This window comes from Chromohalobacter marismortui (genome assembly GCF_004364315.1).
Lineage (GTDB): Bacteria > Pseudomonadota > Gammaproteobacteria > Pseudomonadales > Halomonadaceae > Chromohalobacter > Chromohalobacter marismortui.
The window spans coordinates 422,642-437,831 of record NZ_SOBR01000001.1; the positions used below are offsets into that span (position 1 = coordinate 422,642).

Below are 15,190 nucleotides of genomic sequence, written 5' to 3' on the forward strand. Positions count from 1 at the left end.
TACCGACTCGATGAGGCCGGGCAAAGCGTCGGGTGCGGTAAACCTTGCGCGACGCGGCAACTTGCCGCCCCATGCCCAAATGTCTCAGTCCTGTGCTAGGATATCGATCCTGCAGCGCCTTGCGCGGGACTGGTATTCTGGCCTCGTTGCCCCCACATTGTGCACCGCGCCCGAACTCGAAGGCCGGACGCTGCCGATAGACCGATGTGATGACCGTGATTTCATGACGCTTCTCGCCCTGGGGATCAACCATAAGACAGCGACCATCGAGGTTCGCGAGCAGGTCGCCTTTACGCCGGCCGAGCTGGCGGGCGCGCTGGCCGAACTCAAATCGCTGCCCGGCGTCAACGAGGCGGCGGTGCTGTCGACCTGTAATCGTACCGAACTCTACTGTGTGACCGACGCTCAGGGAGAGCGTTCAGTGCTCGACTGGTTAGGGCGCTTCCACGGGTTGCCGCCCGAGACTCTGATGCAAAGCGCCTACCACTACCTCGACGGCGAGGCGGCGCGGCACTTGATGCGCGTGGCGGCGGGGCTCGATTCCATGGTCCTCGGCGAACCGCAGATCCTGGGCCAACTCAAGGAGGCTTACCAGCTGGCGCGCGACAACGCCGGGCTGGGGGGCGAGCTGGAACGGTTGTTTCAGCACACTTTCTCCGTGACCAAGCAGGTGCGCAGCGAAACCGGTATCGGCGAGAACCCGGTCTCGGTCGCCTATGCCGCCGTCAGCCTGGCCAGCCATATCTTCGACGATTTCGGGCGTGCCCGCGCACTGCTGATCGGTGCGGGGGAGACCATCGAACTGGTCGCGCGGCACCTGCGTGAGGCGGGCATACGCGGGCTGACCGTGGCTAACCGTACCCGTGAACGTGCCGAGACCCTGGCCAATGACGTCGATGCCGAGCCGATCTCGCTAGGGGAGATTCCCCAGGTGCTGCCGCATGCGGATATCGTTATCTCGTCCACGGCGAGTCCGTTGCCGATCCTCGGCAAGGGCATGGTCGAGAGCGCCCTGAAAAAACGTCGTCACCGCCCCATGTTCATGGTCGATATCGCCGTGCCGCGCGATATCGAATCCCAGGTCGGCGAGCTGGATGATGTCTTTCTATATAGCGTCGACGACTTGCAGGAAGTGATCGAGGAAAACCGTAAGCAGCGAGCCGTTGCCGCCGCTCAGGCCGAGTCTCTCATCGAGCATGGTATCCAGCAGTGGTTGCATGAACGTCGTGTACGTGGCGCCGGCGACCTGATTCGTCGCTATCGCGAGCAGGGCGAAGCGTTGCGTGCAGACGCCGAGCGCCAGGCGCTGGCACAGCTGGCCCGCGGTGAGGACCCCGAGAAAGTTCTGCAACGGCTGTCGCATCAACTGACCAATAAATTGCTGCACGGCCCCACGTTACGCTTGCGTGAAGCGTCGGGTGAGGCGCGGCACGATATTCTCCAGGCGGCCGATACCTTGTTGATCGATCCGGCCGCGTCGACACAGGATCCTGCATGAAAGCGACTCTGCGCACACGTCTCGATGGTTTCCAGGAACGCTTCGAAGAACTCGCCGCCTTGTTGGCCGAGCCCGACGTGATCGCCGATCAGGCACGCTTTCGCGATTATTCGCGCGAATATGCCGAACTCGAGCCGTTGATCGAGGCCTGGCGCGTCTACCGGCGTACCGAGGAGGATATCGAGGCGGCCGAGCAGATGCGCGAGGATAGCGACCCCGAGATGCGTGAGCTGGCGGAAGAGGAATCGTCTCGCGCGCAGGCGCGACTCGAAGAGCTGGATGCGGATGTGATGCAGCTCCTGGTGCCCAAGGATCCCGATGACGGCAGCAACGTGTTTCTCGAGATCCGCGCCGGAACGGGTGGCGACGAGGCGGCGTTGTTTGCCGGCGATTTGTTCCGCATGTATTCGCGTTACGCCGAGCACCAGGGGTGGCGCATCGAGGTGATCAATGCCAGTCATGGAGAGCAAGGCGGTTACAAGGAAGTGATCGCCCGAGTGCGTGGCGATAACGTCTATGCGCGGCTCAAGTTCGAGTCCGGTGCGCATCGGGTGCAGCGGGTGCCGGCCACGGAATCCCAGGGGCGTATCCATACCTCGGCGTGTACCGTGGCGGTCATGCCCGAGGCGTCCGCCGTCGGCGATGTGGAGATCAATAGCAACGACTTGCGCGTGGACACGTTCCGCTCCAGTGGCGCCGGCGGTCAGCACGTCAATACGACGGACTCCGCGATTCGTATCACGCACTTGCCGACCGGGGTGGTGGTGGAATGCCAGGAGGAGCGCAGCCAGCACAAGAACCGCGCCAAGGCGATGGCGTTTCTGGCGGCACGTCTCAAGCAGTCCGCCGTCGACGCGCAGCGCCAGGAGCAGGCCGATACGCGCCGCTCGCTGGTCGGCTCGGGCGATCGTAGCGAGCGTATCCGGACCTACAACTTCCCTCAGGGACGCATCACCGATCATCGTATCAACCTGACCCTCTATAAGCTGGGTGATGTGATGACGGGGGAACTCGACGAAGTGATCGACCCACTGATTCATGAGTACCAGGCCGAGCAGCTCTCGGCCCTGCAGACGCCCTGATGACCTACGATGTCTTGCTGACACGTGCGGCCTTGCGATTGCAGGCGGCGGGCAGTGCCTCGCCGCGCCTGGATGCCGAGGTGCTGATGATGCATGCGGCCTCGGTGACGCGCGCGTGGCTATACGCGTGGGGCGATGGCGAGTGCGAGGGTATCGCCCGTGCGCGTTTCGAGGCACTGGTCGCGGCGCGTGCGGCAGGTCATCCCGTGGCCTATCTGATCGGCGAGCGCGAGTTCTGGGGGTTATGTCTGCGGGTCGGTGAATCCACCTTGATCCCGCGGCCCGATACCGAATGCCTGGTCGAAACACTGTTGGCGAAGATGCCGCATCGCGCGGGGACAGCGCTCGACCTGGGCACGGGGACGGGGGCCATCGCCCTGGCGCTGGCCACCGAACGACCGGCATGGCACGTCACCGGCGTCGATAGGGAACAGGCTGCCGTCGCCCTGGCTGAAGACAATGCCCGACGTCTGGGGGCCACCAACGCTACCTTTCTCGTCAGTGATTGGTTTGCCGCGCTGGAGGGTATGACGTTCGATGCGATTGCCGCCAACCCGCCTTACGTCGCCGAGGATGATCCGCATCTCGCGTTGGGGGATGTGCGTTTCGAGCCGCGCTCTGCATTGGTGGCAAGCGATGCCGGAATGGCCGATTTGCGTTACCTGGCGATGGCGGCGCGTCGCTACCTCGTGGCGGGCGGCTGGTTGGCGCTGGAACATGGCTGGGAGCAGGCATCGCGTGTGCGTGGCGTGCTCGTACGGGCCGGATACGAGGAGGTCGTCAGTGAAACTGACCTCGGCGCACGTGAGCGTATCACGCTGGGGCGTGCGCCGGCGGGACGGGCAGACCAACATTGACGGTCTCAAACAACACCGTCGGCCGTCTGGAGGCGTGGGCGGTGGGTGTGGTAGTAATACGTTTCGCATCGCAGCCACGCGCGCTGATCGAGCGTCATTTGTCCTGAGGCTCGATCGCGTTTGCTTGTGTCATTCATTGTCTCGGAACAACAATATAATGAAAGCCAAGAGCCGTTCGCTGGATCGTATCGACCTCAATATCTTGCGTTGCCTGCAGGACAACGCGCGCATTTCTTATGTCGACCTGGCCTCCCAGGTCGGCTTGTCCACGACGCCTTGTCTGGAGCGCGTCAAGCGTCTGGAAAAGGCCGGGATCATTCGTGGTTACAAGGCGCTGCTCGACCCCAAGGCGCTCAAGGCCAACTTGCTGGTGTTCGTGGAGATCAGCCTGGAAACGCAGTCGCCCGCGGTATTCGACGAGTTTCGTCGCGCGGTGGCCAAGCTGCCGCAGATTCAAGAGTGCCATCTGGTTTCCGGTCAGTTCGATTACATCCTCAAGTGCCGCATTCCCGAGATGTCGGCCTATCGCCAGTTGCTTGGCGATGTCGTACTGACGCTGCCCGGGGTCAAGGAGTCCAAGAGTTACGTGGTCATGGAAGAGGTCAAGGAGGATGTCTCGTTGCATGTGCCTGACGCCGAGCAGCTCGATACCTGACGGAGGACGCATGTCGAAACGCGCCCCGCACGCGGGAAGGAATGGACGGCAATGAAAGAAATGGACGATGCCGCGCTGCTGCGTTATAGCCGCCAGATCATGCTCGAGCAGTTCGATGTGGCGGGGCAGCAACGCCTGTTGGCGGGGCACGCCTTGATCGTCGGTGCGGGGGGGCTGGGCTCGCCTGCCGCGTTGTACCTCGCCGCCGCCGGGGTGGGGCGTCTGTCGATCGCTGACGACGATGTGGTGGAACTGTCCAATCTGCAGCGGCAAATCGCTCACGACGAGTGCGCCTTGGGGCAGGGCAAGGCCGAGTCGGCCGCCGCCTCGGCGCGTCGGCTCAATGCGGCCTGCGAGGTGGAAGCCATTGCCGCCCGGCTCGTCGGGGACGCGCTGCAGCGTGCGGTGGCGGCGGCGGATGTCGTGCTCGACTGCACGGACGGTTTCGCCAGCCGCTATGCCATCAATCGTGCTTGTGTCGCTACGCGAACGCCGCTGGTCTCCGGCGCAGCGATTCGCTTCTCGGGACAGCTGGCGGTCTTCGATGCGCGTGATGCGAGCTCGCCCTGTTACGCCTGCCTGTACGGCGAGGACGGCGACGACGATGCGCTGCGTTGTGCCGAAAACGGCGTGATCGCCCCTCTGGTGGGGATCATCGGTACCTTTCAGGCGCTGGAGGCGCTCAAGCTTCTCGCCGACGTCGGTGAGTCGCATCGCGGCCTGGCCACCTTCGATGGCCTGAGCGGAGAGTGGCGACGCTTCAATGTCGGTCGCGATCCGGCGTGTCCCGTTTGCGGCCCTCGGGCGAGTACCGAGCCTTCCGCCCTCTGATCCATGCAGGATGATGTGCCGTTGTCGCATGGCAACGCCATGGGAGAAAATTCGCAGACAATATGGAAACGGTGTTCTATAATCGCTCGGGATGCCCGTGAAGCGTTAACCTCGGGTAACATTCTCTTCGTCTCCGTCATGCATCGCTTGCCGAGTGGACACGACAACCCATCGCCGCCGCACCGGACCACTGACAGGATGTCGGCGAGGTGCGCGGAAGCGTGTGAATACAAGGAGGCAAGCAATGAACAACCCCATCATCATTGGCAGTGCCATTGCCGTATTGGGCATTGCCGGCGGCGTTGCGGTCGGCGCGTATCAAGAGTTTGACAGTGGGCCCGCGTATGCGGATATCGTCGACGTCGCGCCCATCGTCGAACACCAGCAGGTACCGCGCGAGGTCTGTCGAGACGTGACCGTCACCAGGCGGCGCCCCGTGCAGGATGAGCACCAACTGGCCGGGTCGGCCATCGGTGGCCTGGTGGGTGGCGTGGTCGGTAATCAGTTCGGTGGGGGAAGCGGCAAGACGCTGGCCACCGTGGCCGGTGCGCTCGGCGGTGTCTATGCCGGGAATAAAGTGCAGGAGCGTTTGCAGGATGGCGATACCTACACGACCACGCAGCGGCGCTGTGAGACGGTGACCGACACGCGGAGTCGAACGGTGGGCTTCAAGGTTCGGTATCGGGTGGATGGTCAAGCGCAGGAAGCCAGGCTTGACGAAAGGCCTGTTGGCGAGCGTGTGCCGTTGAGCGATGGCAAGCCGCGCTGGGAGGAAGTGACGTCATCGTGAGGCGTCCACGGCAGGCCCGATGAAGGTAGCCATGGGGATGCCGAGTGAGGCAAAACGACGACGCCCCGGCATGGACCATGCCGGGGCGTCGTCGTGTGTGAGCGTGTTTCAGAGCTCGAAGGTGGGCAGCTTGCGTGGCACCTTGACCTTGGCGAGCTTGGCCACCATGGGCAAACCGTTTTCGAACGGTGGGAAATCCTCGCCCTGAATCAGCGGTGACAGATAGCGACGTCCTGCCTCGGTGATGCCGAAGCCATCCTCACGAATGTAATCGCGGGGCATGAACTTCTCCTTGTTGGCGACTTCGGCCAGCGGCGCCGCCTCGATACGCCATTCGTAAGGCGTTTCGCTGACGCGCTTGATGGTGGGCATCATGGCGTTCTTGCCTTCCAGGGCTAGCTCGACGGCCTTCTGGCCCACGGCATAGGCTTGCTCGACATCGGTTCTGGAAGCAAGGTGGCGCGCCGCACGCTGCAGATAGTCAGCGACTGCCCAATGGTATTTGTAGCCCAGGTCCTGTTTGATTATGCCCGCGAGCGTCGGCGCCACGCCCCCCAACTGACGGTGGCCGAAGGCGTCGGTGTTGCCGGCGTCGGCGAGGAAGGTGCCGTCTTCGTAATGGGCGCCCTCGGAGACCACGATGACGCAATAGCCGTATTGCTTGACGGCCTCGTCGACGCGCTGCATGACCTGGGCGCGCTGAAAGGGGAGCTCGGGGAAGATGACCAAGTGAGGAGGTTCGCCCTCGCCATTGCCCGCCAGAGCCCCGGCGGCGGCGATCCAGCCCGCATGGCGGCCCATCACTTCGAGCACGAATACCTTGGTGGAGGTGGCACACATGGAGGCGATGTCCAGCGCCGCTTCGCGGGTCGAGGTGGCGATGTACTTGGCCACGCTGCCGAAACCGGGAGAGTTGTCGGTGATCGGCAGGTCGTTGTCGACGGTCTTGGGCACGTGAATCGCGGTCAGCGGGTAGCCCAGCTTCTCGGAGAGCTGCGACACCTTGAGGCAGGTGTCGGCGCTGTCACCGCCGCCGTTGTAGAAGAAGTAACGGATGTCATGCGCCTTGAACACTTCGATGAGGCGCTCGTATTGCGTGCGGTGCGTCTCGATGTCCTTGAGCTTGTAGCGGCAGGAACCGAACGCGCCGCCAGGCGTATGGCGTAGTGCGGCAATCGTCTCGTCACTTTCCTGGGAAACGTCTATCAAATCCTCGGTCAGGGCACCGATGATGCCGTTGTGACCGGCGTAGACCTTGCCGATCTTGTCCGAATGGCGACGACAGGTCTCGATGACGCCGCAGGCGCTGGCGTTGATGACGGCGGTGACGCCACCGGACTGGGCGTAAAAGGCATTGTGCTGGGCCATGGGACTTGTGGTGCTCCTGGGTCTGGGCGCATGAATGAGCGAATGATAGCCGACATCGACGGTCGATGCCTATGCCACGGCGCTCGGCTGGTGGGCCACGCGGCGCCATGCTAGTCTCGCGGCATCATGGCAGGAGGCTCAGATGCACGTCCATATTTTAGGAGTTTGCGGTACGTTCATGGGCAGTTTGGCGCGCTTGGCCAAGGCACTTGGACATCAGGTCAGCGGCTCGGATGCCAATGTCTATCCGCCGATGAGCACGCAGCTCGAAGAAGCGGGCATCGCCTTGTGCGAGGGCTATGCCGCCGACAACTTGATACCGCGTCCCGACCTCGTGATCATCGGCAATGCCTTGTCGCGCGGCAATCCCGAGGTGGAGGCGGTACTCAACGCCAAGCTGCCTTATGTCTCAGGACCGCAGTGGCTGGCCGAGCATGTTCTGCCTGGGCGACACGTGGTGGCGGTGGCGGGCACCCACGGCAAGACCACGACCGCCAGTTTGTTGACGTGGATCCTGGAAGCGGCCGGCCATGTGCCGGGTTTCTTGATCGGCGGGGTGCCGCGCAACCTGGGGGTATCCTCGCGATTGGGAGAGGCCGGCGCCCCGTTCGTGGTCGAGGCCGATGAGTACGACACGGCTTTCTTCGACAAGCGTTCCAAGTTCGTCCACTACCGCCCGGATATCGCGGTGCTGGGTAATCTCGAGTTCGATCACGCGGACATTTTTCCCGACCTGGCCGCCATCGAGCGTCAGTTTCATCATCTGGTGCGTACCGTGCCCGGCCATGGCCGGTTGATCGTGGCGGATGGCGAACCGGCACTCGAGCGGGTGCTGACGCAAGGCTGCTGGAGTCCTGTCGTGCGCTTCGGCGATACCGATGATGCGCACTGGCAGTGGCGGCTGGAAAGTGCCGACGGCCGCCGCTTCGCGGTGCGGCATGGCGAGCGCGTCGTGCACGTCGACTGGTCGCTGAGCGGGCGTCACAACGTCGCCAACGCGGTGGCGGCTTTGGCCGCGGCCTCGGCCTGCGGTGTCCCCCTCGAGGCAGGGGTGGCGGCGCTGGCAGGCTTCGAATCGCCGCGCCGACGCCAGGAGGTGCGGGGCGAGGTCGGCGGTATTCAGGTCATCGACGATTTCGCCCATCATCCCACGGCCATCGCCGCCACGCTCGAGGGGCTGGCAGCGGCGACTGACGCGGGGCGGCTGCTGGCGGTGATCGAGCCGCGTTCCAATACCATGCGTCTGGGCCGCATGCGCGAGCGCCTGCCGGCAAGCGTGGCGGCGGCGGATCGCGTCTGGTGGTATCGGCCAGCGGAGGTCGAATGGTCGCTGGAGGCGCTTGCGGTGGCCTGTCCAGTGCCCGCGACGGTGAGCGATGATATGTCGGTCCTGGTCGAGGCCATCGTGGCCGAGGCGCGTCCGGGAGACCGGATCGTGGTGATGTCGAACGGGGCGTTCGGCGGTATTCATGAAAAGTTGCTGGCGGCACTGGAGGCCCGGCATGGCGGATGATGCAATGTTCGAAGCGCCTGTCACCGTGGCGTTGACGGGGGCGTCCGGGGCGCAGTACGGGCTGCGCCTCATCGACTGTCTGGTGGCGGCGCGGCATCAGGTGCTGGTGCTGATCTCCAAGGCCGCGCACATGGTCATCGCCACCGAGACCGACGTGAGTTTGCCGTCGAACCCCGAGCGTTTGAGCGAGGCGCTGCAGGAGCGAAGCGGTGCTGCGCCGGGTCAGATTCGCTGCTTCGGCCGCGAAGACTGGATGGCGCCCGTCGCCTCTGGCTCCGGTGCGCCCAGTGCCATGGTGATCTGCCCGTGTTCGACGGGGACGCTGTCGGCGGTCGCCACCGGTGCGAGCAACAACCTGATCGAGCGTGCCGCAGACGTGGCACTCAAGGAACGGCGTCAGCTCATTCTCGTGCCGCGCGAGACGCCGTTTGCAGCGATTCATCTCGAGCACATGCTGGCGCTGACCCGGATGGGCGCGGTGGTGCTTCCTGCCGCACCGGGGTTTTACCACCGTCCGCAGACACTCGACGACATGATCGATTTCATCGTGGCACGCATCCTTAATCAACTGGGCATCGCGCATACCTTGATGCCGCGCTGGGGAGAGGCGAGATGATCAACCTGTCGGTGTTGTCGGTCTTCGTACCGACATTTTTCATGGTCTCGTTGACGCCGGGCATGTGCATGACGCTTTCCATGACGCTGGGCATGACGATAGGCGTGCGTCGTGCCTTGTGGATGATGCTCGGCGAGTTGGTGGGCGTGGGGTTGGTGGCGGTCTCGGCGGTGATCGGCGTGGCCACGCTGATGCTGCGCTATCCCGAGATGTTTGCGGCCTTCAAGTGGCTCGGGGGCGCCTACCTGATCTATCTCGGGGTGATGATGTGGCGCTCCAAGGGGCGCATGGCGATTCCCGACGCCAGCGATGCCATGCCCAGCGTGACGCCGCTGCAATTGATCCTGCAGGGGTTCGTCACGGCCGTTGCCAATCCCAAGGGGTGGGCGTTCTTCATCGCACTGCTGCCGCCCTTCCTGGATGCTGGTCGGCCGATGGCACCGCAACTGGTCGTGCTGGTGGGCGTCATTCTCACCCTGGAACTGACCTGCTTGTTGATCTATGCCGGCGGCGGGCGCACCGCGAGCCGCTTTCTGCGCCGCGATGGCAATGTGCGCTTGCTGAATCGGGTGGCGGGTAGCCTGATGATGGGCGTCGGCGTCTGGTTGGCGTTGGGCTGAGGCGGCCCACGTCAGCCAAGCAGTCAGATGTGGGGCAGCCACATGATACGCGTTGTCAGTAGTGCCAGAGAGGCGAGTGCCAGTCGTCCCCATGGGCAGGGGGCGAGAGGGCGATGCTCGAAGCGTTGGTAACTGAGCCGTGTGATGGCGCACACGACCAAGCCGAGCAGCGCGCCGCCGATCAGGTCGCTCGCCCAATGCACGCCCAGAACGAGGCGTGACAAGGCCATCGGAAGGCACACCAGCGTCGCCCCCCAGTAGACCCACATCCGCCGCTTCGCAGGCAGTGCTTCGGCGACGAACGCCGCCGCCAGGCCGATCAGCACGACGCTCGTCGAGGTGTGGGCGCTGGGGTAAGAAAATGACCCCGCGAGGTAGTCGGGCGTCTCGGGACGTGGGCGGGCGGCCAGATACTTGAAGAGCGTGTTCGCGATCCCGATGCCGGCCAGCGCTGCGCTGATATGTAGAAAGGCCGCGATATGCCGCGAAACCAAGAGCCATAGCAGCCATGGCAGACTTAGCGCGATGATCCCCAGAGCGTCCCCGCTCAGGGCCATGAGCGCGCTGAGTTCTTCTAGCCAGGTGCCGGCCAGAGGTGCCAGTAATGCCTGAAGTTGTCGGTCCATCGGCAACGAAGGCGCAGGATGCTCGAGCACCCAGAGCGTCCAACCGCATAGGGCGACCAGGCTGACCACGAGAAGGGCGAGGGAGGCCAGCGGTATTTCGTGGCGTGGATGGGCGCCGCTTAGCGCGAGCCATAGGCGTCGGCGGCGTGGCGTCGTACGCGACAGTCGGGCCAGGCGCATGTACATCCAGCCGCCGCGGCCGAGTTGATGACGCAACCAGGAAAAACCCACTCCCAGGATGATCAGCAGTAGTCCTAGTGCCATCAGCCACCGTTCGCTGCTTGGCGGCAAGGCAAGCAGTCTGTCCCAGGAGCGACCGAGCAGATAGCCGGGCAGCAGGTAGGCGGGAGCCCAGAGCAGGGCGGAGGCAATATTGACGATGGCGAAGCGCCATGCCGACATGTGCAGCATGCCGGCCACCAGCGGCACGATGGGGCGTACTGGACCGACGAAGCGTCCGATGACAATGGAAAAGTCACCATAACGCTTGAAGAAGGTAATGCCCCGCGCCAACCATTCCGGATGTCTCGAGAACGGCCATAGGCGCGGCACGCGCTCGCGTTGTCCGCGTCCCAGCCAGAAGCTCAGACCATCGCCGAGGATGGCGCCCACGCAGGCAGCTGCCAATAACAATGGCAGAGACATATGCTGATGCCCGGCCAGTGACGCGGCGGCCGTCAGCAGCACGACGCCGGGCACCAGCAGGCCAACCAAGGCGAGCGACTCGCATAGTGCTATGAGTAGCACGATCAAGATGAGTAGCATCGGCGAAGGTGCGAGTTGGTAGAGCCATTCAGTCACGTTCAAGTTTCCGGTTCCAGCAAGTTGAATCCGCGGCTTATCAGTCGTTGCTCGAACCGTTCGGCGCTCTCGTCATCCGCCAGGCGGCAGATGCGGGCCTGGGCCTTGATGGTGCCGAACTCGGGGAGTGGGGTCTCCGCGAGGGCATGCGTCACGCGTTCGCGGACGATGAGCGCCCCGGCCTCTCCCGCGTCGGCAAGCAACAGCCAGAAGACGCTATGGCTGTGCCGGCCCAGGGCATCGCCAAGACGGGAGTTGCGTTGTACCACCTGACAGAAAGTCGTCAAGAGCGTGTCTTGCGCCGTTTGGCCGAACTGCTCGTTGGCCATGTCGAGTTGCGGTATATGCATGACCAGCACGCTAAGCGATTGGTTCAACGCGCGGGCGCGGGCGACCTCGGCGATCAGTCGTTCGCTGAGGGCGTCGCGCGCGAGTATACCGCTTTGCGTATCGAGCTGGTCAGTGGTCTTGAGCAGGCGGGTTTGCTGCATGTACCAACCCAGGGGCAGCATCGAGAGAATGACCAGCATGAAGTATTGCATGCCGCCTGCGGGCGTCGATAGCACGGGGTTGATCAGGAGTAGCCACATGGGCGCAAGCAACACATTGAGGAATAGTGCGGCGCCAGACGGCAAGAGCAGCGTAGCGAGTATCGGGGGGACGCCCATCCAAAGTGCGCCGGACGTTGCCAGATAAGGCGCTTCCACGGCGATCGCCAGGTAGCCGCTGATCAGTACTAGATAGGCGGGCAGTCGACGCGCATCAGTATTTTCCGCCATCAAAGCGGCGATAGACACCATGAGGGTCAAGAGGCTGATCGGCAGGATGCGTGGGTAATGGCCCATCAGGTAGTGCCAGGTGGCGAGGCTGGCAAGCACGAGCGCGCCGCAGGTATAGGCAATGGCGTGCAAGCGTGACGACGCGAGGCGCTCAGGCATGGTCGGTTGCCTCGTGACGAAAATGCAGGCCGCTGGCTTGCAGCGAGAGCTCGTTGCCCAGCGTGATGGGGTTGAGGTTGGGCGTGACGGGGGCGATGCGGATGCGGCAGTGTGCCTGAAGCTCCGCCGCGATCGCCTCTCGGCGTGCAGCAGCGCGTTGCTCGTCCCTTGAAATCAACAGGACCGCGAAGGTCTTGGCGTCCACGCGGTAACATCCTTCGAAGGCGTGGGTAAGCGCGATCAGCCGCTCTCTGAGGCGTCTTCGTACCTTGTGACCACGTTGATACGGACGCACCATGAGCAGCTCAGCATGGATGTTCTCGCGCTGAACGCGCGCCCATTCGACGCTCAGGTCCTGGCGAAGACGTCCGAGCGACCAGAGCGGATCCTCCGGGGTGAGGCGCTGACGACGCTCCAGCTCGTGGCGTAGCCGGCCGTGCTCGATGGCCTTGGCAAATCCCAATGCCATGAGGGCGGCCAGCAATGCGCCACTCAGGGCGGTTTGAGCTGCACCCAGGTGGCCTTGCATCAGCCACCAGCCGAGGGTGGCGGCCATCAGGAGTGTGTAGCGCATGGACCGGGGTTGCGGGGCGAGCAGCAAGATCGGCCATAGCCAGATGCTGATGGCGTGCGTCATGGGGGCACGCCACAGCAGTACCAGCAACACCAGGGCGAAAAACGGTACCGTCAATGCCCAGGCACGGCGTGAAAAAGGGTGCCAGGCAAGCAGCGTCAACACGAGAGTGGCAACGATGAGTAAGCCTTGGGTGATGATGTCTTTCTCCTGCCAGGCGATGATGGCGACCAAGGCCGCACCCAGCAGGAAAAGCCCGCTCAGTGGTGTTTTGTATTTGCTCTGCATGGTGCCGTATAGTGATTCCTTTCCCAACGGTGACGGCAGTATAGTCGTTGTACCTTAGTCGCAATGCTTCGGAAAGCACTGCTTATCATGTGCTTCCCGGCGGATACCCAGGAGAAGATGATCCGCATGGCTCTTGAAACTTCCGAGTCCGAGATCGCCGATGTCGATGCTTATATGCAGGCGATGGGTGAACGAGCGCGTGGTGCCTCACGTGTGTTGGCTCGCGCCACGACCGCGCAGAAAAACCGTGCGTTACTCGCCATGGCGAGCGCCCTGGACGCGTCGCGCGATGCCTTGCAAATCGCCAATGACCGCGATCTCGAGGCGGGCCGTGACAACGGTCTCGACGAGGCGCTGCTGGATCGCCTGGCGCTGACGCCGGCACGTGTCGACGCGATGATCGAAGGCTTGAGGCAAGTGGCTGCCTTGTCGGATCCGATCGGGGAAATCCGTGATATGCGCTACCTGCCTTCCGGGTTGCAAGTGGGCAAGATGCGCGTTGCGCTGGGGGTGGTCGGCATCGTCTATGAATCGCGTCCCAACGTGACCGTGGACGCCGCCAGTCTATGCTTGAAGTCGGGTAATGCCACGATCTTGCGCGGCGGTTCAGAGGCCATTCATTCCAATCGGGCCATAGCCGCCTGTATCCGGCAGGGGCTCAGGGCGGCAGAACTCGACGAGGCCTGCGTGCAAGTCGTGGCGACGACCGACCGGGCGGCAGTCGGCGCACTGATTGCCATGCCTGAGTTCGTCGACGTCATCGTGCCGCGCGGCGGGAAGGGGTTGATCGAGCGTATCTCGAGAGACGCGCGCGTGCCGGTGATCAAGCACCTCGATGGGATCTGCCATGTGTATGTCGACCAGGCCGCCGATCCGGCCAAGGCCGTGGCCATTGCCGACAACGCCAAGACTCAGCGCTACTCGCCCTGCAACGCCATGGAAACATTGCTGGTGCATGCCGAGGCGGCCCCCCGCGTATTACCCGAGCTGGCCGATATCTATCGCCGCAAGGGCGTCGAAATGCGCGCGTGCGAACGGACGCGGGCCTGGGTGACGGACGCCATTGCCGTTACCGAGCAAGATTGGCAAAGCGAGTATCTGGCGCCGATCGTGGCCATCCGCGTGGTCGATACCCTGGAAGAGGCGATCACGCATATCAATACTCATGGTTCGCACCACACCGATGCCATCGTCACCGAGAACCTCACCGACGCGCGGCGCTTTCTGACCGAGGTCGACTCCAGTTCGGTCATGGTCAATGCGTCGACGCGTTTTGCCGACGGCTTCGAATATGGGCTGGGGGCGGAGATCGGCATCTCCACCGACAAGCTGCACGCACGCGGCCCCGTCGGTCTGGAAGGCCTCACCAGCGAGAAGTACATCGTATATGGCGATGGCCATGTGCGCAGCTGAACAACCGCCGCGCGTCGCAATGCTGGGCGGGACGTTCGATCCCGTGCATATCGGCCACCTGCGCAGCGCCATCGAGCTGCGCGACGCCTTGGTGCTCGATCGCGTTCACATGGTCCCGGCACGGATGCCGCCGCATCGCGCCACGCCTGGCGTCGATGCCGAACAACGCGCGATCATGCTGGCGCTGGGCATCGCCGATACGCCGGGGCTTTACGTGGATGACCGTGAGATCCGCCGCGAGGGCCCCTCCTATTCCACTGCGACCCTGGCGTCGCTGAGAGAAGAGCTGGGCCCGCACGCGCGCCTGGTCATGGCGTTGGGCTACGACGCCTATCTGCACTTGGCCGACTGGCACGAGCCTCAGCGGTTGTTCGAGTTGGCGCATGTCGTCGTCGTCGATCGCCCCGATCATCGACAGCCGCTTCCGATGGCGCTCGAAACGCTGATCGCCGGGCGTGACGTGGCGAGTGTCGATGCACTCATGCAGTCGCCTGCGGGAGGCTTGCTGCATTTGAGCCTGCCGACGCGCATGGCGATTTCGGCCACGGCGATTCGGGAGCGATTGCAGCGCGGCGCAAGCGTACGCTACCTGCTGCCCGAAGCCGTGGAGCGCTATCTCTTGGCACGTCGTCTTTATCAATGACCGCGATATCTTTCAATGACATGAGCCTGGCGAATGGCAGTGCCGCCCAAGGCCTTTTTAATCTTGCCCCTGGCGGT

General features: G+C 63.6%; 15 protein-coding genes. 11 read left to right on the forward strand and 4 right to left on the reverse strand.

Going from position 1 to position 15,190, the window contains the following annotated elements; all coding sequences use genetic code 11:
- Positions 1-223 precede the first annotated feature (223 nt).
- The 6 genes from hemA to C8E00_RS01885 all read left to right on the forward strand — a co-directional run bounded on the left by hemA (position 224) and on the right by C8E00_RS01885 (position 5,713).
- The gene (hemA, locus tag C8E00_RS01860) at positions 224-1,498 is read left to right on the forward strand and encodes a glutamyl-tRNA reductase (RefSeq protein ID WP_133693817.1); all 1,275 of its coding nucleotides are present in this window, start codon (positions 224-226) and stop codon (positions 1,496-1,498) included.
- Entirely contained in the window at positions 1,495-2,580 is a 1,086-nt protein-coding gene (prfA, locus tag C8E00_RS01865; protein ID WP_133693819.1) for a peptide chain release factor 1, read from the forward strand. The genes hemA and prfA overlap by 4 nt, the downstream gene beginning before the upstream one ends.
- Positions 2,580-3,437: a peptide chain release factor N(5)-glutamine methyltransferase gene (prmC, locus tag C8E00_RS01870; RefSeq protein WP_133693822.1), complete on the forward strand. Its 858-nt coding sequence runs from the start codon at positions 2,580-2,582 to the stop codon at positions 3,435-3,437. The genes prfA and prmC overlap by 1 nt, the downstream gene beginning before the upstream one ends.
- A gap of 157 nt (positions 3,438-3,594) precedes the next feature.
- Positions 3,595-4,092 carry an Lrp/AsnC ligand binding domain-containing protein gene (locus C8E00_RS01875; RefSeq protein WP_133693824.1) on the forward strand — a complete coding sequence of 166 codons (498 nt, stop codon included), beginning with the start codon at positions 3,595-3,597 and terminating at the stop codon, positions 4,090-4,092.
- A 51-nt stretch (positions 4,093-4,143) separates the two neighbouring features.
- Positions 4,144-4,923, forward strand: coding sequence for a HesA/MoeB/ThiF family protein (locus C8E00_RS01880; protein WP_133693826.1), 780 nt, complete (start codon positions 4,144-4,146; stop codon positions 4,921-4,923).
- Positions 4,924-5,167: 244 nt separating this feature from the next.
- Positions 5,168-5,713: a glycine zipper 2TM domain-containing protein gene (locus tag C8E00_RS01885; protein WP_133693828.1), complete on the forward strand. Its 546-nt coding sequence runs from the start codon at positions 5,168-5,170 to the stop codon at positions 5,711-5,713.
- Between the two features lie 108 nt (positions 5,714-5,821).
- On the opposite strand, the gene C8E00_RS01890 is transcribed toward C8E00_RS01885, so the two are convergent.
- Positions 5,822-7,081 carry a 6-phosphofructokinase gene (locus C8E00_RS01890; RefSeq protein WP_133693830.1) on the reverse strand — a complete coding sequence of 420 codons (1,260 nt, stop codon included), beginning with the start codon at positions 7,079-7,081 and terminating at the stop codon, positions 5,822-5,824.
- Between the two features lie 142 nt (positions 7,082-7,223).
- Here C8E00_RS01890 and mpl point away from each other — a divergent pair, with 142 nt between their 5' ends.
- The 3 genes from mpl to C8E00_RS01905 are packed head-to-tail and all read left to right on the forward strand — an operon-like array spanning position 7,224 to position 9,830.
- Positions 7,224-8,594, forward strand: a complete 1,371-nt coding sequence (gene mpl, locus C8E00_RS01895; protein ID WP_133693833.1) for a UDP-N-acetylmuramate:L-alanyl-gamma-D-glutamyl-meso-diaminopimelate ligase — start codon at positions 7,224-7,226, stop codon at positions 8,592-8,594.
- The gene (locus C8E00_RS01900) at positions 8,584-9,210 is read left to right on the forward strand and encodes a flavin prenyltransferase UbiX (protein ID WP_133693835.1); all 627 of its coding nucleotides are present in this window, start codon (positions 8,584-8,586) and stop codon (positions 9,208-9,210) included. Before mpl ends, C8E00_RS01900 begins: the two co-directional genes overlap by 11 nt.
- Positions 9,207-9,830: a LysE family translocator gene (locus C8E00_RS01905; protein WP_208291856.1), complete on the forward strand. Its 624-nt coding sequence runs from the start codon at positions 9,207-9,209 to the stop codon at positions 9,828-9,830. The genes C8E00_RS01900 and C8E00_RS01905 overlap by 4 nt, the downstream gene beginning before the upstream one ends.
- Before the next feature lie 23 nt (positions 9,831-9,853).
- Here C8E00_RS01905 and C8E00_RS01910 read toward each other — a convergent pair whose 3' ends face one another.
- From C8E00_RS01910 to C8E00_RS01920, 3 genes are read right to left on the reverse strand one after another with little or no spacing between them, the layout of a single operon-like run.
- Positions 9,854-11,257, reverse strand: coding sequence for a bifunctional DedA family/phosphatase PAP2 family protein (locus C8E00_RS01910; protein ID WP_341765842.1), 1,404 nt, complete (start codon positions 11,255-11,257; stop codon positions 9,854-9,856).
- 2 nt (positions 11,258-11,259) lie between these two features.
- Positions 11,260-12,195, reverse strand: a complete 936-nt coding sequence (locus C8E00_RS01915) for a GGDEF domain-containing protein (RefSeq protein WP_133693840.1) — start codon at positions 12,193-12,195, stop codon at positions 11,260-11,262.
- On the reverse strand, positions 12,188-13,057 hold the full coding sequence (locus C8E00_RS01920) for a hypothetical protein (protein WP_133693842.1): 870 nt from the start codon (positions 13,055-13,057) through the stop codon (positions 12,188-12,190). The genes C8E00_RS01915 and C8E00_RS01920 overlap by 8 nt, the downstream gene beginning before the upstream one ends.
- Positions 13,058-13,183: 126 nt before the next feature.
- Between C8E00_RS01920 and C8E00_RS01925 the strand changes: the two genes are divergently transcribed.
- Both C8E00_RS01925 and nadD read left to right on the forward strand, forming a co-directional pair.
- Positions 13,184-14,470, forward strand: coding sequence for a glutamate-5-semialdehyde dehydrogenase (locus C8E00_RS01925; RefSeq protein WP_133693844.1), 1,287 nt, complete (start codon positions 13,184-13,186; stop codon positions 14,468-14,470).
- Complete coding sequence (gene nadD / locus C8E00_RS01930) at positions 14,457-15,113, forward strand: nicotinate-nucleotide adenylyltransferase (RefSeq protein WP_133693847.1); 657 nt, start codon at positions 14,457-14,459, stop codon at positions 15,111-15,113. The genes C8E00_RS01925 and nadD overlap by 14 nt, the downstream gene beginning before the upstream one ends.
- Positions 15,114-15,190 lie beyond the last annotated feature (77 nt).